Here is a 23284-nt window from a genome sequence, read left to right on the forward strand (position 1 = left end):
TTCCTTTATTAAATGGGAAGCCATATAGATAAAAGGTAGGACAATGCTGGAGATCGAGATTAAAGTCCGGGTCCCGGACATCAAAGCGGTCAGAGAACAGGTAATAGCATCAGGAGGAGTCCTCACTGAGACACTCACAGAACATGACTCATATTATAATGCCCCCCACCGGGACTTTGGAATAACAGATGAAGCATTGCGCCTCAGAGAAACGGGTACAAAAACTACGGTTACCTACAAGGGACCCAAAGATACTATTCTTGGTTCAAAAGTCAGGGAGGAACTCAACCTCGATATCACTGATCCGAAAATCTTTGATTCCATCATTACCCGCCTTGGATTTGTAATGGTGGCAGTTGTGCAAAAGCGCAGAGAGTACTACCAATATCAGGACTTCACCATATCTCTTGATCAGGTTGAAGGACTTGGAAACTTTGTGGAGATAGAATTAATATCAGATTCAAATGCAGAAATGGCAGCTGCACGTGTAGATGAAACTGCAATAAAAATGGGAGTTACCGGGGAGAGGATAACCCTCTCTTATCTTGAACTCCTTCTTTCTACACGTTGAGAAGTTTTATCTCAATATCTTTTGCGTCTTCACCAAAATGGATCATGGCACAGTTGCCCATTGCGGCCGGACCGGGGTTTACTGCCTTGATTCCATCAGCTTCATAAATACCCCGTTGTTCATGGACATGGGCACAGCAGATCAGGTCAAATTTCTCGACATACTTCTTCACAGTTGCTGAACCGACATGATTACCCGCAATCTCATCAAGGATGCCCTGAGGAGGCGCATGTGAAATGAGAACATTGTGAGTTGCCCTTTCCATTTTACTTACTGAACTTTTGAGCAGATCATCGATCTGTTTATCGGTCAGTTCGAAAGGTGTTCCAAACGGAGTAGGATTAGATCCTCCTATACCAACCAGAGATATCTTGCCGAGGTTCATTGTCGAACCATGAAGGTTCACACTGCTGGAACGCTCAAGGGCATCTAGTACCTCTTTGGGATCGCAGTTCCCCGGAACCGAGAAACTGGGGACATCGATACGTGAAAAACAGGTATCAACATCCTGGGCAGTTCCCATATTGGTGATATCCCCTGCGATGAATACGACATCAGGAGCGAGTTCCATGAAGGACTCGATCATCCCGTATTCACCGTGCAGATCTGCAAGCAGGAGCGCTTTCAACATGAGTACTAATATGGAACCCGTCTAAAAAATCTTAACTCAGGGTCGTTCCATGAACCGGTCACTTTCCCTGCAAGGGCGAGAGAACCTAAAGCAACTTCTGCCTCAGGTATGACCGGGGTAGATCGTGTGCCTGCCAGTGGTGTTCCGGGAAGTGGAATGAACCGGTGAGCATGAACAAAACCTGATTTACATACTTCACGGACAAGGCTGACTGTCTCCTCCTGTTCCTCATCAGTCTCATCCGGAAACCCGAAAATCACATCTACCACCGGTACAAGGCCTCCGTCCCTGATATGATCCAAGGCTGACAGCGCATCAGCACAGGAATGACCGCGACAAAGTCTTGAAAGGACAGCGTCACTTCCAGACTGTACACCCATGTGGAGCTTTTTATTGTCGCAAAAGGTCCGAATCAATTCCACTGATTCTTCAGTGATCCACTCTGGCCGTACCTCACTAGGAAATGTTCCAAAATAGAGTTCACGATCCCCATCATTTTTAAGGATTTTCATGAGGCGCTCTACTTTACCTAACTCCAGATGTCGGCCGTCTGAACCATATGCCAGAGCATTCGGTGTCACCAGTCTAATCTGTTTGAAATGTTTTGCAAGTTCCCTAATTGAATCAAGACTACGATGCCGCATACGGTGTCCAAAAATACAAGGCGTCTGGCAATATTGACAAGCATATGGACATCCCCGGGAAATCTCTATATATCCCTTATACTCGCTAAAACTCGGATAGGCATCAAGCAACACTGAGTGATCCACCTGAACGAGCCCATCCCGAGTTGCAACTCCCGGAGGTGGAGAAAGACCATGTTCAATTCGATCAAGGAGCCTTGGTACAGTAAATTCCCCCTCACCAACCACAACATAATCAGCTACATCAACAAGTTCTTCATAACATGCTGTTGCGTGAGGACCGCCAACGACTGTTATACACGATGCGTCAGAGATCTCATCAAGATAGCCGGGAGCCTGAATTGAATTCAGACTGTAAAGAGTAACATCACCCCCGGGGATTGAAGAGGAAACAAGATGATAGCCATGGAGTTCGCAGGCTGCATAGAGAGCAGCAAAACTGTTGCGCTGGGAAGTAATCTCACGCCATCGTACATCCATGTCTAAAAAGTGCCTCTGATTGAAAGAATATTCTTGAAAACGAAGTGAATGAAATCAGATATAAACCTAAATTGTAATTTCATTACAGTCGCTGCCGCATACGAAGTGATTTATCAGCAATCTGGTAAATCTGTCCGTCATAATATTCAGCGTACACCCGAACCTGATCTTCACCATCTGTTCCTTTGAGCACTACCTCACTCTGTGCCTTAGGAGGAAGTTCAAACCGTTCAACAGAACCATCACTCCGCTTTATCATAATCCAGGAACTCCTGACCATCTTCTGCCCTTTACCTCCTGAGAAAAAGACCTGAATTGTCTTGTCTGCCTGGTCCTTGTCATTAATTTGTGCTGAAACAGCGTTATCCTGAGGAGGTGCCGGATACGTTTCCAGACTGTTTGAGATTTGTGTAGGACTTGCAGATTCCTTTTGGGCTCCCGTATTCGGAGATACCACAACCTGATGTTGAGCACATCCTGCAACAAGAAGGATGAAAACAAGGCAAAGAAGGGGAATGATTAACCGCATAAAGAATAATAATGAGAATCAGATTATAAAAATCTACTCAGTTTTCAGAAGACGTTTGCCTCTGTGTAAACAATCATTGATTCTTTAAGAATCTCATACGGCTTAACCTCACGGGAATGGCCAGACATCCGCATTTTGACCACTTCTATAGCAAGATGAATATCAGAAACCGAGTCACCTCTCGCATATCTCAGGAGAATAACGGTATCACTGAGATACTCAATCAGATTATATCTGCTTGAAAACTCATTTTCTTTATCTGCTTCACTCGTGAGAAGAGAAGTACAATTCAGGTCGCGTAGACGATCAAGAAAACGCATCATTTCCCGTCTTCTTGTAGCATCATCATCAAACAGGTCTTCAAACAGAGATACTGGATCTATGGTAACCCGGTGAGCTCCTGTGCGTTTGATCAGTTCAGGTAACTCGTTCTTGACACTGTTTATTGCAAGATTAAAATCAGATGGATCAAGATTTACAATCGTGAGAGATTTTCCAAGATACGGTGTAATATCCCATCCTTTATCCCGCATGTAATATTCAATCCTGCCTGTCCGTTCTTCAAGGGTAATATGGATTACATTCTCACCATTAAGAAGACCGGACCAAAGAAAATACAGAGCAAAGTTTGTTTTACCACACCCATACTGCCCAATTACGGATGCTACGGTACCGGGAATCAGCCCTCCGGAAAGCATCTCATCAAGACCTTTAATACCGAAGGTAATTCGATCACCACTCATATTATCACCCTGATATTGCTGACTTCAAATCCACGTCCAGGAGTAATCCGTACAGCAAACTTAACCATCTCCCGATCTTCAAGATGGATCATAACTCCCCGAAATTTTTCTATGTACAAAACCCTCTGTCGTTTTGCCGAGGAGGATTCTTCCCATCTGAAATGAATGACTGCATCAACTGCATCAGCCACCTCTGTCTCCTGCCACTGATTAAGGATACCTTTAGTCAGAATAAGGTAGAAAGTGGTGTTCCATTTTTTTGCCACACGCTGAAGACCGCGTAGAAATGCCGTGAGATCAGGCCATGTCCCGGCAGCAATATGTTGTGTCGCAAGCTCAGTAAGTGAGTCGATGGTTACCATACTCTCTTTTGGAATATCAGAGAGCATATCAGCGAGGGTTGAAAGCACACTATCATGGACTTTTCGTCTCTTTTCCATCCGCTCAATGATATCTTCATAATCTGAGTACCATCCAATTGGGACAAGACTCGAATCAAAATAGATGTCTGAGAGATCATCAAACTGAACATTCGCGATGTGAGTCAGGAGATCAGGAGAGAAAGACAGCTCAATTTCTCTGAGAATATCTTCCCGCATCTTGGTAACAGTGATATACCTGATATCAGCAGGTATTATTACCTTTTTGTCTGGAGAACCTCGCGCCATTATCAGGGAGAGATAAATGAGAGAAGTATATGCAAATTCGATCTTTCCTGATCCAATGTCTCCTTTCAGGAGTATAACAGAACCAGGAGGAACTCCACCTCCAAAAACCGGATCGAGTGTTGACAGACCAGTGGGCATATAACGATTTATTTCTGTATACATCAACTCTCCAAAAACCGATTATGAGTAGTCTTCCATTATTATACTTATACTCTTTCTTCCCGGTATAGGCAGTCATTCCTCAGCGTTTTTATCTGATGATAACATATCATTCACTCATCAATATTAGATGTGAAAGGGGTAGTCACATCAGTAGGCAATATCATGGCGGGGGCTGGAAAAGAACAGGGTACAGATAGAATAGATAAAACTATAGGTGGACCGAAAAAGAGAAAAACCATTACCATAAAGGTTCCCCGTATTTCTCTTAGCAGAAAAACTCAGGAGAATAAAACCGAATCAAACCTGAAAAATGGACCCGCAACATCAAAAATCTCTTCCACCACTCCGAAAATTAAATCCCTGAAATCCTTAGACAATCAGGAACCACATTCTGGGAAAATAAACCGCATCAAGATCAATCCTTTACACCATAAATCTGAAAACCCAATTGTAGTTACTCAGAAAGAACTTAAAAAGTCTCTAGGCACCGATAAAGAAAGCAGAGATTTACACTACTCAAATAAACTACTCAAAAAATTCTCATTAGCTAGAAAATCTGGAGTTGAGGAGTACAGTTTTGAAAAACATGGTTCGCTTGTAGATTATGATGTTCCATCCGGTTATGAATTAATCAGAGAGTATTGGGCAGATCCTGGTCGTGCTCTGGTATGCATTGCTCTCAACACAAATTCACGGATGAAGGAGTATCTCCTATATGAACCGGCCCTCACTCCGTTCGAGTATGAACTGCTTGAACGGCTTCATGAAGATCTTCGCGATGTCCTGATTCTTACCGATGAAGAGACTGGGATGGATCGGAAGTTTCTCCTCCAATCCAAGGTCATGGAACTCCTCAAATATTATGGAGTCTCCATAGATCCAAAGTCGCTATTCAAATTAGAATATTTCCTGGTCAGGAACTACATTGGTTGGGGCCGAGTCAATGCTCTCATGATAGATCCCTGGATCGAGGATATTTCATGTGATGGGGATAACATTCCAATCTTTCTCTTCCACCGCAAAGAGCAGAATATCAAGACCAATATCCAGTTTGAGACTGAGGCATTAATCTCTCTTGCAATAACGCTCGCCCAGCGATCAGGAAAACACATATCATCGGCAACACCCCTCATAGACGCAACACTCCCTGAAGGATCTCGTCTGCAACTTACATTCGGAACTGAGGTGACTTCACGTGGGACCTCATTTACTATAAGGAAATTCCGTGAACAGCCATTCACACCAATCGACCTGATGGAGCTCAAGACATTTAACGCAGATATGCTTGCCTACTTCTGGATGGCTATCGAGAATAACATGAGTCTTGTCTTTATTGGAGGGACAGCTTCTGGGAAGACAACATCACTCAACGCGGTCTCACTCTTTATTCCACCCCTTGCAAAAGTCATCTCTATTGAAGATACCCGCGAACTTACCCTCTTTCATGAGAACTGGATTGCAAGTATCACCCGTGATTCAGTTGCTGAGGGAGGAACATCAGTTGATATGTTTATGTTGCTCAAAGCTGCAATGCGGCAGCGACCTGAGTATATCCTAGTTGGTGAGGTTCGTGGACATGAAGCACAGACGCTCTTTCAGGCAATGAACACCGGACATACTACATTTTCAACCATGCATGCAGGAAGTGTAGATGCTGCAATTCACCGACTTGAGAACGAACCGCTAAATGTTCCAAGAAACATGCTTCAGGCACTCAATATTCTGAGCATCCAGAAACAAATCCAGATTGGACCTGACCGGGTAAGAAGAAGTGAAGAGATCGTTGAGATAGCAGGAATTGATCCGGCTACCGGCAATATCATGGTCAATACAGTATTTGAGTACGATCCGCTTATAGATTCATTCCACTATACAGGACGATCACAGGTTCTCGGTGATATTTCTACACTTCACGGGTGGAGCAGGGAAGCCCTTACTGAAGAGATGGAGCGTCGGAAATCAGTCCTAAATGCAATTAAGGATCAGGACCTCCGCGATTACATCAGGTTTACCAAGATCATACAGGCATACTACATCGATTCACAACGGGTGCTGGATAATATCAAAGACCTGGACAAGATCGCCTCATGAGAACAGATCTTATAGTCAGACGATGGATCGCACGAAATCCTGATAGCTTCATTCCTGTCAGAAAGGATCTGAATTCTATAAGAGCCGGAGTCACTGTTGAACAATATATACGTCAGGCCCTGTTTATTGGGCTGATGACAGGTCTCATTGCAGGCCTTATAGGTTTTTTCCTGTCATCATTTCTTTTTATCTCTAATTTCGGGCTGAAACCAGAATTATACAATGTTCTGAATCTGGACATTAATACTAGTAATCCTAACGTTACAATCATACTGGCTGTCCAGCTCATTATTGCAGTGGCAGTCTTTTTTATTGGTGGCGTGATCGGGTACAAAGCCGTTCTTGCTTATCCATCACTTGAGAAGATGACAAGGACGACCAAGATCAATATCGGCCTTCATAATGCTGTTGCTTATATGTATGCAATGCGTCGAGGAGGGGCCGAACTTCTTGAAATCCTTAAATCACTATCAGAAATGTCTGCAGTTTACGGAGAGGTGTCATACGAGTTCAGGCAGGTTGTTCGTGATGCAGATTTCTTCGGATATGATGTCGTAAGTGCATTACGACATTTAAGTGAGACAACACCATCCCAAAAGATGCGTGATTTCCTTCAGGATATGCTTTCGACAGTGGAGAGTGGGGGTGATCTCTCTCAGTTTCTTCAGGACCGGGTTCACATACTTCAGGAGGAAGCCAAATTTGAGCAAAAAGAGTTCCTTCAATTCCTGGGCCTGGTTGGAGAGATATATGTTACCGTGTTTATTGCAGGTCCACTCTTTCTCATAACGATAATGGTCGTGATGGGTATGATGGGCTCTTCAGCTGTCTTTGAACTCTCACTAATTGGTTATATCGTTCTTCCGATAGGATCTCTGATCTTTATCCTGATGATTGATACAATCTCGATCAAGGATGAAAATGCCATTAAATATGTCAAGGCAAAATGGCTGAACCAGTATACTGACGTGAGGGTCAGACAGATGACAGGCGAAGAGCGACTCTTTGCGACAATCGCCAGGTTTGACCAGTTTAGATACATCAAAAAATGGCTTGCTCATCCTCTTAATGGATTTATTGAAAAACCTGAGTATTCATTTATTTTTACTATCCCATTGGCACTATTATTCCTGATATGGGTATTCTTACACGTTCCGGCCGGGACACTTGATGATATGATCATGGCTGTGGATGATATGTGCATGATAGCCCTGCTTATTATATTGATTCCGTATGCAGTCTTCTATACTATATGGAATAATAAAATCCGGGGAATAGAGTCACTTATCCCAGATTTTCTCGACAGGATGGCTGGAATCAATGAAGTGGGTCTTACCCTTACCCAGTCAATCACCATCATGGCCAGGGCAAATCTGGGAATCCTTGCATATGAGATTCAGCATATCCAGCGTGATATACTCTGGGGAGCAAACTTCAGTGATGCATTAATTAGGTTTGAACTCAGGGTGAGAACAGCACTCATTGCAAGGACTGTCACGCTTATCACTAAAGCATCTACGATGAGTAGTTCTATCGCTGACCTGCTCAGGATTGCTGCCTCTGATGCACGGATGAGCGAGATCTTAAAGCGTGATCGGCTATCTGAGATGTTTATCTATACCGCTATTGTATACCTCTCATTTTTCGTTTTTATTTTTGTGATTGGAGTCATCACCACCCAATTTCTAACAGTTTTAGCAAATCAGAGTACAGAAGGGCTTTCAATGGCAGGACCACTGGCCAATGTAGGAACCCTCTCACTTACTACTATTGACAGGCTTTTGTATCACACATGTCTGGTGCAGGGATTTTTTTCAGGTCTTATTGCAGGAATGATGGGAGAATCATCGATCAAGGCAGGAGTTAAGCACAGTTGTATTCTGATAATAGCGGCACTTCTCGCATTCAACTTTGCCTTTTAAGCACAGAATACTAAAACAAAGGCCTGATCAAATAATGGTGGAACGCAATACCGTTTCACCAGGTTGCCCTGCTAACCGGATCTTTGAGCGGTACTGATTTTTCGCTTCCCATATAAGTTCCCTGAAATGTACTTTAGGTGTTTCAAGAAGTCGCATGAGGGGAAGAGTCGCACGGTTGTCATTGATCTCATAGAGCACTACAGCTATCCAAACCCGCCTTTGTATCGAACCAGTATGAAGCAGGGGTATCAGGTTGTCAACAATTTCCGGCCCCATAGTTGCTAATTTTACTGCCGCGTCTGCTGCCCTGGCAGGATCCTCAAGTTCTGATGCAAGGATCTGGACCTCCTTTCTTTTTGTATCAGAAAAATCAGGAGTTGATTCTATAACACGAGGAACTGTAGTTTTTGTCTGTATTACAGGAATTTGAGAAGCCGAAGGATTAGGAAGAGGAACAGAAGGCTGATCTATTTGAGAAACCTGCTGAATCAATCTTGTATTCTCAGCATCCAGACGAAGTATATTTTCTGAAAGGGTTGCGTTATCACGATCACGACTTGCCAGTTTCTCTTCAAGAGAGGTTATTTCCCGATATAAAGCATGAACTGAGTCGTCTTTTTCTGCTCTGATTGTCTCTTGAAGCTTTATATACTGATGCCTGACACGATCAATTTCTGCTCGTAAAGCCTCATTATTTATAAATAAATCCTGAATCTGTCGATCACGATTGGTGATATCAGATCGGAGAGCCTCTTCTTGTGATCGTGATGAAGACTGAAGATTTGCGAGTTCCTGATGAATTCCACTGATTTCATCACGATAATAATCCTCCCGGGCCTGCCTTTCAGATAGAAGATGATCCCGTTCATTACCCAGTTTTTTTATCTCATCATGAATATGGTTGATCTCATGTTGGTACCTTTGTTTAGATTCAGATAGTTTTTCCCGCTCAAGTAACATCTCATTGCTATGCTTTTCTCTCTCCTGCCTGAGATTAATTTCCAGTTCTTCTACCCTGATTTTTTCTTTTTCATACTGAGAAATCTTTGAATCAAGTTCAACCTGAATTAATTGATTCGATTCTGTAGTTTCCCGGAGAGTTCTCTCTAATTCATCCCTCTGGTGACTTAATTCAGTAATTTTTTCATGCAGATCCTGGAGAGTTTGAGCATGGGAAGCAACAGTTGACCGTAGTTCTTCATGTTGACTGTTGATCTGATCCTGAAGGTTTTCCTTCGTACGCGAGAAATCAGATGATATGTGTGCAAGTTTCTCCTCATACTCCTGTCTTATCAATGAAAGATTATCAGATAGGATCCTGCTTTCTTCTTCATACCGCTGACGCTTCACACTTTCATCAGAAAGGAGATTCTGTAACCTGGAGATTTCACGCTCTGTATCGGCAGTTACTTTTTTCAGAAGGATTCCAAGATCTGAATAAGCTTTTTGACTTGTTTTTAATTGCTCCTCGAATTCTTTCTCCTGAAGATCCCGTTCCTTCAGTTCACGTGCACGGATCTGTCTTTCAGTGTTGATTAATAGGTGGAGATGATCAATGGTTTCACGTGATTTCTCTTCGAGGGTTTTTTCCCGGTCAGCATACTCATGCAGGCGTTGGTCCATTATCTTGAGGGCTTCTCCGGCATTTCGAAGATCTTCCTCATTATGTTTTATTTGAGTAGTAAACCGGTGGTGATCCAGTTTTAATGTCTCAGAAAGTTCACGAGCCTGGGAAGAAAGGATTTCCTGTTCATGTCGAAAAGCTACTGCCTGATCTTCAAGATTTATCAGCAGAGATGAGATCTTTTCTTCATAAATGGTAATCAGTTTGCTTTTATCGTCAGTGAGAACAGCAATTTCTTTTTCTTTCTCTTCGAGAGTACCTGTAAGTGACTCAATCTTTTCTTCAAACTGAGATACCCGGGTCTGGAAAATATTTCTGACCTCACTGATCTCATTAATCAGCGCGTCCCTTCTCTCCTCCAATTCATGAATTTCTGCGTCATATCTTCGGGCAGAACGTGATTTTTCATCTTGTTCGTGTTTGAGACTCTTTTGTAATTCCTCTATTTTCGTCTCAAATTGTTTGATGATAATATCTGATTCATGCTCGAGTTTGATGATTATCCGGGCCAGTTCTTCGTTTTTGCTCTGAAGCGTAATCAGTTCTTTTAATATAGATTGCGCAAGATCCATCAAAGCCCCCCGGAGAGAGATAAGTCGTACTAAAACACTCGTGTATCAATATTTATAGTATGTGTTTTTCTGCCAGACCAGAAAATTAAGAAAAAAGTGAAATTATAGTTTGAAACGTGACATTGAAACCGAGACCTGTTCGGCGATTCCAGCAACCTGATCCACAATAACTCTGAGCTGGTTAGCAGATGCTGAAGTCTCACCGGTTGCATGGGCTGATTCTACAGCTTCTTTAGCGGTATCTTTAAGCATAGCTGATACTTCGTGCATACTACTGGTAATCTCCTCCACAGCAGCAGCCTGCTCCTCATTCATACTTGCAACCTGCTCAATATTGGTTGAAATGTCCTCCACCGAGGTAACAAGTTGCCCAAAAACCCGCAAGGTGTCTGATAGCATCACATTACCATCTTTGACCGCAGTAGATGTTGCAGATACCGCATCTGTCGCAACCTGTGACTTCTTCTGCAGATTACTTATCATATCGGTTATCTTCTCTGCAGACTGGCGAGACTCAAGTGCTAGTGCTTTCACCTCTGAGGCGACGACTGCAAAACCTCGACCCATCTCTCCTGCACGGGCAGCCTCAATTGCAGCATTAAGAGCTAGTAAATTGGTTTGATTTGCAATATCAGTGATCAATTTGACGATCTCATTGATCTTTTTCATCTCCTGTTGAATCTCACTGATAACCTGATCTACTTCTCCAGCATTTCGAGTGATAACATTCATTCCCTCTTCTGCTTTTTTTGCATAGTCAGATCCTTCCCTGGAAAGGATAGTGGAATCCTGGGCAATCCTGGAAACAGATTCTGCTTTTTGAGATACCTCACCAACAGTAACTGAGAGATCTTCCATCGCCCTGAGAACCTGCCTTACTCCTGCATCACTCTGTTCAGTATTCTGCGATACTGCATCCGAATTTTTCGCTAGTTGCTCTGAATTATTTGCTACTTCCTGTACACTGGCATTTGCCTGCTCTGCATTTGCAGATAATTCCATTACCTGCCGGTTTATCATACCAAATGCATCGTTGATCTGCTCACCAATTGCGTCAAATGAGGTTTTTAATTCCAGCCACTCACCACTTACCTGAAGAGATGGATTAAATCTTGCTGCAAAATCATAGGCGGCGTATTGTCTCGAAACACGAAGTGCTTCATGAAATGGAATATTAACAGAAGTCAGAGTATTATTCAGATGTAAGGCTATCTGCTGATAACATCCCTGATAATTATTGAGATTAATGGAATCCTTTAAATCACCCTTGCCGACCTGTCGTGATATAGTTGAAGAATCCTGTTCTAATAATTTAAGCGAGTCCCGAATTGTTTGTAAAAACTTGCTTAATGTTATACATTGATCATGCGCATGACCTGCCTGTGGATCAGACGTTGGATCATGAAAAACCGATTCAATCTTCCCTTCAGAAAGGTCTGACACTTCTTTAATAATTGAGTGTATCTCCCGATCATAGTATTCAGACAGATGCCGACTTTCATCTGCTTCTCTCATTTTTCCGGCGCAGATCTGTTCAATAGAATCAAGCAGACGATTCACCTGGTCAGCAACCCTAATGAGATCAGGATCCTGATCATCAGAATGAACTCGTGAATTAAATATCCCTGATGAAAAATCTCTGGTGACTGTTTCAAGTGCAGATATGAGGTTCAACCCTATCCCTCCGCAGGAGCATGAGATTACATTGTGCCGGGTTTGGTTTAATGATGTCCGTCAATTAACCGGAAAGAAACCTAGGGGATCAGGGTGAAAGAAAGTCAGAGAAGTTTATCTGCGGACAATATACGCTCATAACCCTGAATATTATTCCAGTTTATAATAGTTTATTAGTACTAATGCCCTCTGAAATCCAAAAATAAAAACACATATACTGATCTCTGTCCACTTTATAGTTGTACCATCAATGAGAGGAGGGTTGGATGAAAATTGAGGTCCTGAAGGATATCAAGAACGCAGAAGAAGACTATAAAAAGATGATTTCGCAGGCACAGGAGAGGCGCAAGTCTCTGATTGCCAGTGCCGAGCTGGAAGCTGATAACCTGATCCACAAGGCTCAGGAAGATGCGGAAGAGTTTAAGAAACAGCAGATTGCTGATGCCCGTAAAGAAGCTGAAATGCGGCATGCCAGAATTATCAGTGACGGAAAGGCAGAAGCAGTAGCTCTCGAAAGCAGGGGACGGCAGAACCTCGCGAAGGCCGTGGATCTGCTTGTTACACGCTTCAAGGAGCAACTTAATGTTTCAGCCTAAACAGATGAGCAAGTTGCTCATCGTCGCATCTAAACAGCAACTAGAACCGATCGTAACCGAACTGTACCGAATGAACATCTTCCATATCGATGACTATGTCGAGAAAGGGGATGATCAGTGGGAAGGGTTTAAGATCGGTATGCCGCTGAAAGGAGCTGACACCATCTCATCAAGTCTTGTGAAGATCAGATCGATTGCCAGTGCATTCGGAATCGGGTCTGAACAACTAGATGATGTGGCCAAAGCTAAAGTCCAGGCACTCAAGCAAAGCATTGAAAAGGATCTTCCAGCCATAGCAGACGAAGTCGAACATCTTCTCTCCCAGCGATCCAAGCTCGAAGCTTCAATCAAGGAGTACGAGCAAAAGATCGAGGCACTCAGGCCATTTACTGGTGCTCCATTCCCAATGGAACTGCTGACAGGGTATGACTCAATCAGTTGTATCGCCGGAACGGTAAAGAGTAAACCTGTTATCAGTGTTTCTCATGAGTTGTGGGAGAATCAGCAGAAGAACGGGATGTTCATCACCGTCGCAGTAAGAAATGAAGATCTTGCTGCAGTGGAGAAAAGCCTTCTTGATCTGCAGCTGCAGAAAGTTGCGATCCCTGCCGAAACCGGATCTGCATCTGCTTTAATCGCTGATTATGAGCAGAAGATTGCCGGAATTCACAAGGAAATCGAACAAATTTCTGCACAAATGGCAACAATCAGGGAAAAGCATCAATACTTCCTAATGTCGTCAGAAGAACTTCTCACTGCTGATATTGAGCAGGCAGAGGCACCACTCAGGTTTGCAACCACCGACCTCGCTTTTGCAGTAGTCGGCTGGGTTCCAACCGAACAGGTGACCAAAGTCTATGAAACCCTGGATCGTGTCTGTGCCGGAAAGGTATACACTACCGAACTCGAGGTCGAGGACTACAATGATGGTCCACCTGTCGAGTATAACAATCCGGACTTTTCACACCCAACAGAACTCTTCATGGATATCTATTCACGTCCGAAGTACACCGAGGTTGACCCGACTCTTTTGATGTCGATAGTTTACCCGATTATGTTCGGTCTGATCCTTGGAGATGTTGGATATGGTCTTATCCTGCTCGCGATGAGCTTTGGACTTCGATCAATGGTGAAAGGAAGCGAAGCAGGCAATCAACTCATGAATGTCCTGCGAAACTGCAGTATCAGCAGCATCATCTTTGGTGTAATTTTCTCTGAGTTCTTTGGGTTCTCCTTACCCTGGGGACCATTGTGGTTCTCACGCCATATTCCAATCGGGGCAACTGCCGAAGGAGCACATCATGCATCTGCAATTCCGCAGCTGCTTGTGGTCTCGATCTGGATTGGTATTCTGCATATTACCCTGGGAAGAATCTGGGGAGCCCTGAATGCTTCAAGGATGGAACACGGACACCACAAATCCCTGAAGATGTATGCAAACATCGGATGGATCCTGGTTATGTGGGGAATCATCGTCCTTATCTGGTCTAAATTCCCGATTATGCTTATGCCAGACTTGACCAAAATGCCTGAACTTGCAGGAGGCCTAAACGTGGCCACCATAGCAGGAGCAGTCATGCTTGTTCTTGGTCTTGCATTAATCGCACGGGAGAATGCACTGGATCTGATGGAAGTTCCGACAATCATCAGTCACGTGCTCTCATATACGCGTCTTATTGCGGTCGGTCTCTCCTCGGTTGCTATCGCACTGGTCACAAACTTTATCTCGATCGGTCTGATTATCAACCCGCAGCTGGCGAACCTGACCCCGGTAGGAGTCGTGCTCATCATCGTGGGGGTTGTCGTTTTCCTCTTCGGTCATGCACTCAATACCGCACTTGGTATCCTGGGTGGCGGACTGCATCCCCTTCGTCTTCACTACGTAGAATTCTTTACCAAGTTCTACCGCGGTGGAGGAAAGAAATACAATCCGTTTGGAATGATAAGAAAACTAACAGAACAGAACTAGATTATTGGAGATTTAAATATGGCAGCAGAAGCAGTAGCAGTAGAAGTTGCAGCAGCAACAGCATCGGCAGCAGGACTCAAGGCAGTAGGTGCAGGTCTCGCAGTAGGCCTTGCAGGTGTAGGTTCAGGTCTTGGTGAGATGGGAATCGGAGCAGCAGCAATGGGAGCAGTCGCAGAGAACAAGGATATGTTCGGTCTGGCCCTCCTCTTTACCGTGCTTCCAGAAACCATCGTCATCTTCGGTCTTGTCGTGGCACTCCTGCTCATGTTCCAGTGAGTGAGGATAGATCATGGGACTGGATGCAGTCATTGCAGAGATCAAAGAGAAAGGACGGGCAGAGTCTGAGGTAATCAACAGGGAAGCTGACGCTAAAAAGGTCGAACTCCTGAATGTTGCCCAGCAGAAGGCAGAGACAGTCAAGGCAGCAGTGCGGGAAGAGACTGGCAAAACAGCCTCTCAAATCATCACCCAGGAAGAAGCTGCAGGCCACCTTGTAGTAAAACGCCAGATCCTCAATGCTCAGAAGGAGTTGATGGACGAGGTATACAAACAGGCACTTGACAAGATAGAAGCCATGCCCGATTCCTTTCACAAAGGTGCAATCTCATCACTTCTGCGTAAAGCTATGACAGAGATTCCAAAAGGAACTGTCAGCTGTTGCGCAAGGGATGAAAAAGCATTGAAAGATGTTCTGAAAGAGTCAGAATTCAGTGCTTTCACCTTTGGAAACGTAGTAGGTATCGATGGTGGTGTCATCGTCGAGAGCACAGACGGTCAACTTCAGGTAGACTTCAGTTACCATACCTTTATGAGCCAGGTATGGGAGTCAGGACTTAAAGACGCGTCAGACATTCTCTTCGCATAAACTCAGGGGGATAAAAAATGGTTCAGAACACGGGCGGTCCGGCACCATACATCTATGTCAGCACCAGGCTGCGTGTACGGAAAGCCAAACTGCTCGCCCCTGAGGAATACCAGCGTATGCTCAATATGAGCCTTCCTGAGATCATCCGCCTGATCGGGGAGACTGAGTACCAGAAAGAAGTGGACGAACTGGGAACATCCTTCGAAGGAATCGATCTCATTGAGGTCGCTCTCTCATGGAACCTGGCCAAAGAGTACCAGCGGGTCATTGACCTCGCTCCCGGTGCTCTAAAGGAGTTCACCATGGCCTACCTCCGTCGCTGGGACATATACAATGTCCTGACCATCCTCCGTGGCAAGATGCAGGGGATGAAGGAAGGTAAGATCAAAGAGGTGCTCATCCCGGCCGGTAGTCTTGACAAGGTTATTCTTGATCGAGTTCTTGGCGAAGAATCATGCGAACGGGTTGCTGACGCCCTGAAAGGGTGGAAGATGTACCCGACTCTTGCTGCAGGAATCCAGGAAGGATGTGCAGCCGGATCATTTGCCAAGCTCGAGAATGAGCTCTACAAGCAGTTATACGCTGATCTTCTCACCATCGCACGTCGCGGAGTGAAAGGAGGAAGTCAGTTCCTTAAGTTTGTCCAGTTGGAGATTGATGTCAAGAACATCAAGACTCTCTTCAGGATGAGAGGTGACGGAAAATATGAGGATGCACGAGAATTCTTTATTTCCGGGTCTACTTTTACTCCAGAAGAACTTCAGCAGATGAACCAGATGGGCAGCAGAAACGAGGTTATTGATGCCATTGTAGGCAGGATAAAATCAGTTTCTGTACTCACTGCCCTGGAGGAGTTGAGAAGCGAAAAGTCAGAGCAGGAGGTCGACGCAGAACTGACCAAAACCCAGCTCGACCATATGGAGCAGCTCTCCAAGATCAATCCGTTCTCCATTCATCCGATTCTGGTGTACCTTGAGAAGAAGAAGTATGAAGTCTTCAATCTGCGGGCAATAGCCCGTGGTAAGGAGTCCAGACTTGCAGGTGATACAATCGCGAAATACCTGGTGATCTGAAATGGAGATCGCGGTTATCGGTAATAGTGAGTTCATCCTCGGGTTCAGGCTTGCAGGGATCACCAAGACCTATGCTGCCGAGTCTGATGAGAAGGTTGTTGAGCAGGTTCACAAGGTATTAGATGATAGTACCGTGGGAATCCTTGTTCTTAACAGCGGCGATATGGCAAAAATACCACCGAGGCTCCGGACAACCCTGGAAAATTCAGTTCACCCAACGGTTATTACCCTGGGCGAACAGGAAGGGGGGCTGTCAATGCGGGAGAGAATTAAACGATCAGTGGGTGTAGATCTGTGGAAGTAAAACGCAACAAGGGTGTTTTAAAGAGGATTGCAGGACCTGTGGTCACTGCAATCAATCTCGACGCCCACATGTATGATGTGGTGAAGGTCGGGAACGAGCAGCTGATGGGGGAGGTCATCAAGATCAAGGGTGATAATGTCATCATTCAGGTCTACGAGGATACTTCAGGCATCAGACCCGGAGAGCCGGTTGAGAATACAAACCTGCCACTCTCTGTTGAACTCGGACCCGGTCTTCTTACCAGCATTTATGATGGTATCCAGCGTCCTCTCGAATTCCTCTTCGAGAAGATGGGCAGTTTCATTGAACGTGGTGTCAATGCACCAGGACTTTCCCATGATAAGAAGTGGGAGTTCAAGCCGGTTGTCAAGGCCGGCGATGCTGTGAAAGCCGGAACCATCATCGGAACTGTTCAGGAGACCAACATCGTTCACAAGGTCATGGTTCCTCCACGCTCCGAAGGTGGAAAGATCAAGGATATCAAGAGCGGTTCATTTACCATCGATGAGGTAGTCTGTGTCCTTGAAAATGGTGAAGAGATCACGATGCTTCAGAAGTGGCCGGTCCGGGTACCCCGTCCGGTTACTGAGAAGCTGAATCCTGACATTCCACTGATCACTGGTCTGCGTATTCTCGATGGTCTCTTCCCTGTTGCAAAGGGTGGAACTGCCGCAATTCCAGGTCCTTTCGGATCTGGTAAGACAGTTACCCAGCAGTCACTGGCCAAATGGTCTGACGCTGAGATCGTGGTATACATCGGTTGCGGAGAACGTGGCAACGAGATGACTGAGGTTCTTACTGAGTTCCCTGAACTCGAAGACCCGAAGACCGGCCGGCCGCTCATGGAGAGAACAGTGCTTATCGCAAACACCTCTAACATGCCAGTGGCAGCCCGTGAAGCATCCGTTTACACCGGAATCACCATTGCAGAATATTTCCGTGACATGGGATACGATGTCTCCCTGATGGCAGATTCAACCTCCCGGTGGGCAGAAGCAATGCGTGAAATTTCCTCACGTCTTGAAGAGATGCCTGGTGAGGAAGGATATCCAGCATACCTTGCAGCACGTCTTTCAGAGTTCTATGAGCGTGCAGGACGTGTCAACACTCTGAACAAGGACATGGGATCTATCACCGTTATCGGTGCAGTTTCCCCGCCTGGTGGAGACTTTTCAGAGCCTGTTACCCAGAACACTCTGCGTATCGTGAAGTGTTTCTGGGCACTGGATGCCAAGCTCTCTCAGCGCCGTCACTTCCCGGCTATCAATTGGCTGCAGTCATACTCTCTTTACCTGGACACCCTTGGCCCGTACTACGATGAGAAGGTCTCACCAGAGTGGAACCCACTTCGTACCTGGGCAATGGAAGTTCTCCAGAAGGAAGCAGAACTGCAGGAGATTGTTCAGCTCGTCGGATCTGATGCACTGCCTGATGAACAGCAGGTTACCATCGAAGTCGCACGTATGCTTCGAGAGATATTCCTCCAGCAGAATGCATACGACCCAGTTGATACCTACTGTGACATGACCAAACAGTTTGATATGCTGAAGGCAATCCGCTTCTACTCAGACCAGGCAAACACTGCCCTTAAAGCAGGTGTTGTAATCACTCAGATTACTGGCCTGAAGGCAAAGTCGGACCTTCCACAGATCAAGTACATCAAGGAATACAAGCCTGAGATCGAGAAGATCGTCAAAGGTATGGAAGCAGAATTCACCAAACTCAGGGAGGCAGCCTGATGAAGGAATACCGAACGATCTCCCAGATTGCTGGTCCACTGGTCTTTGTTGAGAAGACAGAACCAATCGGATACCAGGAACTGGTCAACATCGTTCTCTCTGATGGAACTGAGAAGCGTGGTCAGGTTCTTGATACCTCTGACGATATTGTCGTTGTTCAGGTCTTCGAGTCCACCACTGGTATCGGAAAGGACAGTGGTGTCAGGTTCACCGGCGAGACGATCAAGATGCCGGTGGGCAAGGATATGCTCGGACGTATCCTCTCCGGTGCAGGTAAACCAAAAGACGGCGGTCCTGAGATCGTTCCAGAAAAGCGGCTCGAGATCACTGGTGCTGCTATCAACCCATGGGCACGTGCATCACCACGTCAGTTTATCCAGACCGGTATCTCAACAATCGACCTGACAAACACACTCGTTCGTGGTCAGAAACTTCCGATCTTCTCTGGAGCAGGTCTGCCACACAACGAGATTGCACTCCAGATCGCCCGTCAGGCAAAGGTGCCAGGCTCAGACGAAGAGTTCGCAGTCGTGTTCGCTGCAATGGGTATCACCAAGGAAGAAGAGAACCAGTTCATGGCTGAGTTCGAGCGGACTGGTGCTCTAGAGCACGCCGTAGTTTTCCTGAACCTTGCAGATGATCCGGCTGTCGAGCGTATTATCACACCACGTCTCGCACTGACCACAGCAGAGTACCTCGCATTCGAGCTTGGATACCATGTGCTGGTTATCTTGACCGATATGACCAACTACTGTGAAGCACTGCGTCAGATCGGTGCAGCACGTGAAGAAGTGCCAGGCCGTCGTGGATATCCGGGATACATGTACACCGATCTTGCATCCCTGTACGAGCGTGCCGGTATCATCAAGGGCAAGAAAGGATCTGTGACCCAGCTCTCGATCCTGACCATGCCAGGTGATGATATCACCCACCCGATCCCTGATCTCTCCGGGTACATCACCGAAGGGCAGATCGTGGTTAACCGTGATCTTCACCGTAAGGGTATCTACCCACCGATCAATGTACTTCCGTCCCTTTCCCGTCTGATGAACCTCGGTATCGGAAAAGGATTCACCCGTGAAGACCACAAGAAGGTTTCAGACCAACTGTATGCAGGATATGCAGAAGGTATGGACCTTCGTGGTCTCGTGGCAATCGTCGGAAAGGATGCACTCTCAGAGCGTGACCGTGGGTTCCTTGACTTTGCTGATGAATTCGAGAAGCGATTCGTCAGACAGGGCAAGGATGAAGACCGGACGATCGAGGATTCCCTTGACCTCGGCTGGGACCTCCTCAAAGATATGGCAGAAGAACAGCTCGGCCGTATCGACCGTGAGACAATCCAGAAGTATCATCCCAAGTACCGTAAAAAGGCGGAGTGAGCCTCCATGGCAGACATCAAGCCGACCCGATCTGAGTTCATTGACACCAAGCGGAAGATCAAACTCTCCCAGAATGGGTACAAGATCCTCAAGATGAAGCGTGATGGGCTGATCATGGAGTTCTTTAAAATTCTGGAACAGGCACGGGATACTCGTGGTGCACTGATGACTAACTATCAGCGTGCCCAGGAGATGATGGCAATCGCAAACACCATTGAGGGTTCAATCGGTGTGAAGGCTGCCGCATTTTCTGTCCGTGAAAATCCTGAGATCACTCTGAAAAGCAAGAACATCATGGGTGTCGTGGTTCCGGAGATCGAATCCTCCCAGGTCCGCAAGGGTATTGCGGACCGTGGGTATGGTGTGATCGGGACCACTCCGGTCATCGATGATACAGCAAAAGCCTTTGAGGAGCTTGTTGAAGCGATCATTAAGAGCGCTGAGATAGAGACGACGATGAAAAGGCTCCTCAATGAGATCGAGAGTACCAAACGCCGGGTTAATGCTCTGGAATTTAAGGTTATTCCAAATCTCATTTCAACGAGGGATTTCATCAAGATGCGTCTTGACGAGATGGAGAGAGAAGAACTCTTCAGGCTCAAAAAGATCAAAGCCAGAACCCAGGCTTAACCAATTAGTGAAAATGCCCATATTTCATGGGCTCTGAGTATGATGGAAAGCCCATTATACTTTTTTTTAGGAACGTGGAAGTTTCCATATAGTTTTCATGATTAGTATCAGAGTATCCTGATTTTGTACAGTGATACTGAACCATCGCACTCTGAATTGAATAAAGATCATTATTCATCAAATAAAAGAATCACTCATCAATTGGAGAAATTATTCTCATATATCGTAGATGAGTATTTACAACTCTCAAATACCTCTCACAAAAGATGAATTCAATTTTCCTGGGTCACACCAAGTTTTCGGTCATCAGGTGTATTTCTCATTGAGGACAACTCCTCTTCAAGTGCCTCCCTGATTACATCTCTATACGCAGGCAGTTTATCAGGATCAATAAAAATCCGGAACGGAGCCCTGATACTCCACGGTTGGTCAACTCCTTTGCGGACCCCTACATAATGATTATTCAAAAATAACCTGATCTCTGTCTTCCCATCTTTGATCAGGACAACCTGCCTGATATCAAGAAATGGAGCAAATAGTTTTCCAAGGATAGCTCCCCGGACAAGAAGTTCGTACAGAGGCTTTCCAAATGTAATAGATTCCAAAATCCTTCGGTGTATAGATACCCGGTATCTGAAGTATATCCTTCCCCAGATTTCTCCTCTGACTGATGATGATACATCAAACCTCCGCTTCCGGATTACTTTTCCGATAATTGACTGACGATCAATCGAATACGAATCAGGACTTCGGTTATTATCACCAGCAGTCTGAACCTGTTCTCCCTGGATTTCAATCACCCGGTGGATAATATACCTATGACCCCCTGGTTCAGGATAGACGATCACGTCTCCATGTTTTATTTGAGAAAATCGGTCAAATATTACCTTATCACCATCGATGAATGTTGGGTACATACTCATCCCTGAATATACGATCTCATCTCCATTGATCTCTGGCAGATTATCCAGATAATATCCCACATTTAACTGGGTGATTTGAGGGGGATTGTGGTTCATCGTTTCTCACTTTATGTACTATATGAACGAAGACGCGAATAGGACAGGATGAGATTTCTCACATGGTATCCGGCTGAATATTGCCAGCAGAAATAAGTACACTACTCTCTTTCCGTTTTTAATGGATTTTGATTATTAATACATTAATTATTATTTCCCTCGGTATTGAGTTATAACTATTATAAAAATATCTTCTACTCAATTATATCCCGGAACCTGCCGGTTTGTATATTACTGAGGAGATTGACCGGGATATCCTGACCAGAGGAGATACATTATCAAAACTAAGAGTTCTCATCTCGTTCTGAAGTTCCTTATCCGTGAGGCAGAACTGGATTCCAGGTTGCCTGAATGAATTTGTCATTCAGACTGCTGTCTGTGATTGAGGAAATGGTTTTATAGTATCCTCATAAGCCTGGTTGAGAATGCAGATCGCTTTCAGTTGATATGCGAGGGTCGGATTCCAGAAAAATCCCTCTTCTCCGGCTCCGATTTTCCTTATGGTTGTATGCATTGAGACGCAATGTCCCTCGGATCCCTCCAGAATGAAAAGGTAATTTTCATCACCGGGATCTGACCAGGGGGGATGAAACCACCGGGATGATGTTGGTTTTCCTCCTCCAATGGATACTGCTAACAGAACCGCCTGCCCATCGCGGACCTGGGTTGCAACCTGAAGATGAAGGCAATTCTCACAAAGAAGAATGGTATTACTACAAACCATCAATATTTTTCTCCAAATGGAGGTGTTTAGTATTATCTGTAGGCATATCAGGAATTCCTATCTCAATCAATTTGTTTCTGATTAAATGCTGTTATCCCATACATACAGGCCGACATAGACATTATTCACATGACACCGGGAAAAGATCAATTAAGATCCTTGAACAGATACTCACGGATCTGGTTTATTAGGTCTGTTTTTTTCAGATGTCTTCGGTGGTGTCTTAAGGGAGGGAGATCTGGGAATATGGGATTAGGAAAGTAACCGGTTATCTCACCGTGAACATTACAAGAGGCTACGAGAACCTTCCTGCGTCACTACTGCCATCAACACAATAATTCGCAGTTCCACCCGGATTACAATCAAAAGATACACGGTACCAGTAACTCCATTACCACACATCGCATTCTGTCCAGACATAGTATCCCCAACAAAACATGTTCTTGACAGGAATGTAGGTCTGAATAAAATGATATACGTGTCTTTTTCTTCCAGATGGTAACAAATGAGGGTGTCCAGTGAGATCTTCACACTGGACAACCTCAACGCCAATCTCTGTATCAATTCGATAATTAGTAAATCCGTCTCTCCATATATTTTGAAAGGATTCGAACATGACTGTTGATAGCCTCAAGCGTGTGAACACAAATTGACTCGGTGCATATCACAGGT

General features: G+C 45.1%; 22 protein-coding genes. 12 read left to right on the forward strand and 10 right to left on the reverse strand.

Annotated elements, in window-relative coordinates:
* The first annotated feature begins 43 nt into the window (after positions 1-43).
* A complete protein-coding gene (cyaB, locus tag DK846_RS05040; protein WP_109967849.1) occupies positions 44-571 on the forward strand; it encodes a class IV adenylate cyclase in 528 nt (175 codons plus the stop codon).
* Here cyaB and DK846_RS05045 read toward each other — a convergent pair.
* From DK846_RS05045 to DK846_RS05065, 5 genes are all read right to left on the reverse strand, one after another.
* The gene (locus DK846_RS05045) at positions 561-1202 is read right to left on the reverse strand and encodes a metallophosphoesterase family protein (protein WP_109967850.1); all 642 of its coding nucleotides are present in this window, start codon (positions 1200-1202) and stop codon (positions 561-563) included. The two genes, cyaB and DK846_RS05045, sit on opposite strands and share 11 nt — an antisense overlap.
* Before the next feature lie 5 nt (positions 1203-1207).
* Entirely contained in the window at positions 1208-2326 is a 1119-nt protein-coding gene (locus DK846_RS05050) for a TIGR04013 family B12-binding domain/radical SAM domain-containing protein (protein ID WP_109967851.1), read from the reverse strand.
* Positions 2327-2408: 82 nt separating this feature from the next.
* A complete protein-coding gene (locus tag DK846_RS05055) occupies positions 2409-2855 on the reverse strand; it encodes a hypothetical protein (protein WP_109967852.1) in 447 nt (148 codons plus the stop codon).
* A 44-nt stretch (positions 2856-2899) separates the two neighbouring features.
* On the reverse strand, positions 2900-3598 hold the full coding sequence (locus DK846_RS05060; RefSeq protein ID WP_109967853.1) for a KaiC domain-containing protein: 699 nt from the start codon (positions 3596-3598) through the stop codon (positions 2900-2902).
* Positions 3595-4428, reverse strand: coding sequence for an RAD55 family ATPase (locus DK846_RS05065; RefSeq protein ID WP_109967854.1), 834 nt, complete (start codon positions 4426-4428; stop codon positions 3595-3597). Before DK846_RS05065 ends, DK846_RS05060 begins: the two co-directional genes overlap by 4 nt.
* Positions 4429-4557: 129 nt before the next feature.
* Between DK846_RS05065 and DK846_RS05070 the strand changes: the two genes are divergently transcribed.
* Both DK846_RS05070 and DK846_RS05075 read left to right on the forward strand, forming a co-directional pair.
* Positions 4558-6519: a type II/IV secretion system ATPase subunit gene (locus tag DK846_RS05070; protein ID WP_245926476.1), complete on the forward strand. Its 1962-nt coding sequence runs from the start codon at positions 4558-4560 to the stop codon at positions 6517-6519.
* Positions 6516-8441: a type II secretion system F family protein gene (locus DK846_RS05075; protein WP_109967855.1), complete on the forward strand. Its 1926-nt coding sequence runs from the start codon at positions 6516-6518 to the stop codon at positions 8439-8441. The genes DK846_RS05070 and DK846_RS05075 overlap by 4 nt, the downstream gene beginning before the upstream one ends.
* A gap of 27 nt (positions 8442-8468) precedes the next feature.
* Here DK846_RS05075 and DK846_RS05080 read toward each other — a convergent pair whose 3' ends face one another.
* Positions 8469-10637, reverse strand: coding sequence for a hypothetical protein (locus DK846_RS05080; RefSeq protein ID WP_109967856.1), 2169 nt, complete (start codon positions 10635-10637; stop codon positions 8469-8471).
* Positions 10638-10739: 102 nt separating this feature from the next.
* Positions 10740-12311 (reverse strand): methyl-accepting chemotaxis protein, encoded by a 1572-nt coding sequence (locus DK846_RS05085; RefSeq protein ID WP_109967857.1) that lies wholly within the window; start codon positions 12309-12311, stop codon positions 10740-10742.
* A gap of 266 nt (positions 12312-12577) precedes the next feature.
* On the opposite strand from DK846_RS05085, the gene ahaH reads away from it, so the two are divergent.
* From ahaH to DK846_RS05130, 9 genes are read left to right on the forward strand one after another with little or no spacing between them, the layout of a single operon-like run.
* The gene (gene ahaH / locus DK846_RS05090) at positions 12578-12907 is read left to right on the forward strand and encodes an ATP synthase archaeal subunit H (protein WP_109967858.1); all 330 of its coding nucleotides are present in this window, start codon (positions 12578-12580) and stop codon (positions 12905-12907) included.
* Positions 12894-14876 carry a V-type ATP synthase subunit I gene (locus DK846_RS05095; RefSeq protein ID WP_109967859.1) on the forward strand — a complete coding sequence of 661 codons (1983 nt, stop codon included), beginning with the start codon at positions 12894-12896 and terminating at the stop codon, positions 14874-14876. Before ahaH ends, DK846_RS05095 begins: the two co-directional genes overlap by 14 nt.
* A gap of 18 nt (positions 14877-14894) precedes the next feature.
* Positions 14895-15152 carry an ATPase gene (locus tag DK846_RS05100; protein WP_109967860.1) on the forward strand — a complete coding sequence of 86 codons (258 nt, stop codon included), beginning with the start codon at positions 14895-14897 and terminating at the stop codon, positions 15150-15152.
* A 13-nt stretch (positions 15153-15165) separates the two neighbouring features.
* Positions 15166-15741, forward strand: a complete 576-nt coding sequence (locus DK846_RS05105; protein ID WP_109967861.1) for a V-type ATP synthase subunit E — start codon at positions 15166-15168, stop codon at positions 15739-15741.
* 17 nt (positions 15742-15758) lie between these two features.
* Positions 15759-16814 (forward strand): V-type ATP synthase subunit C, encoded by a 1056-nt coding sequence (locus DK846_RS05110; RefSeq protein WP_109967862.1) that lies wholly within the window; start codon positions 15759-15761, stop codon positions 16812-16814.
* A gap of 1 nt (position 16815) precedes the next feature.
* The gene (locus DK846_RS05115; RefSeq protein ID WP_109967863.1) at positions 16816-17118 is read left to right on the forward strand and encodes a V-type ATP synthase subunit F; all 303 of its coding nucleotides are present in this window, start codon (positions 16816-16818) and stop codon (positions 17116-17118) included.
* Positions 17109-18857, forward strand: coding sequence for an ATP synthase subunit A (locus DK846_RS05120; protein ID WP_109967864.1), 1749 nt, complete (start codon positions 17109-17111; stop codon positions 18855-18857). Before DK846_RS05115 ends, DK846_RS05120 begins: the two co-directional genes overlap by 10 nt.
* Complete coding sequence (locus tag DK846_RS05125) at positions 18857-20239, forward strand: V-type ATP synthase subunit B (protein WP_109967865.1); 1383 nt, start codon at positions 18857-18859, stop codon at positions 20237-20239. The genes DK846_RS05120 and DK846_RS05125 overlap by 1 nt, the downstream gene beginning before the upstream one ends.
* Positions 20240-20245: 6 nt before the next feature.
* Positions 20246-20869 carry a V-type ATP synthase subunit D gene (locus DK846_RS05130; protein ID WP_109967866.1) on the forward strand — a complete coding sequence of 208 codons (624 nt, stop codon included), beginning with the start codon at positions 20246-20248 and terminating at the stop codon, positions 20867-20869.
* A gap of 272 nt (positions 20870-21141) precedes the next feature.
* On the opposite strand, the gene DK846_RS05135 is transcribed toward DK846_RS05130, so the two are convergent.
* The 3 genes from DK846_RS05135 to DK846_RS18120 form a co-directional block, all read right to left on the reverse strand.
* Positions 21142-21888: a signal peptidase I gene (locus DK846_RS05135; RefSeq protein WP_109967867.1), complete on the reverse strand. Its 747-nt coding sequence runs from the start codon at positions 21886-21888 to the stop codon at positions 21142-21144.
* 364 nt (positions 21889-22252) lie between these two features.
* Positions 22253-22612 carry a hypothetical protein gene (locus DK846_RS05140; protein ID WP_109967868.1) on the reverse strand — a complete coding sequence of 120 codons (360 nt, stop codon included), beginning with the start codon at positions 22610-22612 and terminating at the stop codon, positions 22253-22255.
* Between the two features lie 285 nt (positions 22613-22897).
* The gene (locus tag DK846_RS18120; RefSeq protein WP_281269816.1) at positions 22898-23032 is read right to left on the reverse strand and encodes a hypothetical protein; all 135 of its coding nucleotides are present in this window, start codon (positions 23030-23032) and stop codon (positions 22898-22900) included.
* Positions 23033-23284: the final 252 nt, after the last annotated feature.

The sequence above is a fragment of the Methanospirillum lacunae genome (genome assembly GCF_003173355.1).
In the GTDB taxonomy this organism is placed as follows: domain Archaea; phylum Halobacteriota; class Methanomicrobia; order Methanomicrobiales; family Methanospirillaceae; genus Methanospirillum; species Methanospirillum lacunae.

Excerpts from the sequence above, each read along its gene's own strand:
- DK846_RS05080 (WP_109967856.1), bottom strand. The coding sequence starts at position 10,637 with ATGGATCTTGCGCAATCTATATTAAAAGAACTGATTACGCTTCAGAGC.
- DK846_RS05045 (WP_109967850.1), bottom strand. The coding sequence starts at position 1,202 with ATGTTGAAAGCGCTCCTGCTTGCAGATCTGCACGGTGAATACGGGATG.
- ahaH (WP_109967858.1), top strand. The coding sequence starts at position 12,578 with ATGAAAATTGAGGTCCTGAAGGATATCAAGAACGCAGAAGAAGACTAT.
- DK846_RS05050 (WP_109967851.1), bottom strand. The coding sequence starts at position 2,326 with ATGGATGTACGATGGCGTGAGATTACTTCCCAGCGCAACAGTTTTGCT.
- DK846_RS05125 (WP_109967865.1), top strand. The coding sequence starts at position 18,857 with ATGAAGGAATACCGAACGATCTCCCAGATTGCTGGTCCACTGGTCTTT.
- DK846_RS05105 (WP_109967861.1), top strand. The coding sequence starts at position 15,166 with ATGGGACTGGATGCAGTCATTGCAGAGATCAAAGAGAAAGGACGGGCA.
- cyaB (WP_109967849.1), top strand. The coding sequence starts at position 44 with ATGCTGGAGATCGAGATTAAAGTCCGGGTCCCGGACATCAAAGCGGTC.
- DK846_RS05060 (WP_109967853.1), bottom strand. The coding sequence starts at position 3,598 with ATGAGTGGTGATCGAATTACCTTCGGTATTAAAGGTCTTGATGAGATG.
- DK846_RS05100 (WP_109967860.1), top strand. The coding sequence starts at position 14,895 with ATGGCAGCAGAAGCAGTAGCAGTAGAAGTTGCAGCAGCAACAGCATCG.
- DK846_RS05130 (WP_109967866.1), top strand. The coding sequence starts at position 20,246 with ATGGCAGACATCAAGCCGACCCGATCTGAGTTCATTGACACCAAGCGG.
- DK846_RS05135 (WP_109967867.1), bottom strand. The coding sequence starts at position 21,888 with ATGAACCACAATCCCCCTCAAATCACCCAGTTAAATGTGGGATATTAT.
- DK846_RS05115 (WP_109967863.1), top strand. The coding sequence starts at position 16,816 with ATGGAGATCGCGGTTATCGGTAATAGTGAGTTCATCCTCGGGTTCAGG.
- DK846_RS05110 (WP_109967862.1), top strand. The coding sequence starts at position 15,759 with ATGGTTCAGAACACGGGCGGTCCGGCACCATACATCTATGTCAGCACC.
- DK846_RS05075 (WP_109967855.1), top strand. The coding sequence starts at position 6,516 with ATGAGAACAGATCTTATAGTCAGACGATGGATCGCACGAAATCCTGAT.
- DK846_RS05095 (WP_109967859.1), top strand. The coding sequence starts at position 12,894 with ATGTTTCAGCCTAAACAGATGAGCAAGTTGCTCATCGTCGCATCTAAA.
- DK846_RS18120 (WP_281269816.1), bottom strand. The coding sequence starts at position 23,032 with ATGTCTGGACAGAATGCGATGTGTGGTAATGGAGTTACTGGTACCGTG.
- DK846_RS05065 (WP_109967854.1), bottom strand. The coding sequence starts at position 4,428 with ATGTATACAGAAATAAATCGTTATATGCCCACTGGTCTGTCAACACTC.
- DK846_RS05055 (WP_109967852.1), bottom strand. The coding sequence starts at position 2,855 with ATGCGGTTAATCATTCCCCTTCTTTGCCTTGTTTTCATCCTTCTTGTT.
- DK846_RS05140 (WP_109967868.1), bottom strand. The coding sequence starts at position 22,612 with ATGGTTTGTAGTAATACCATTCTTCTTTGTGAGAATTGCCTTCATCTT.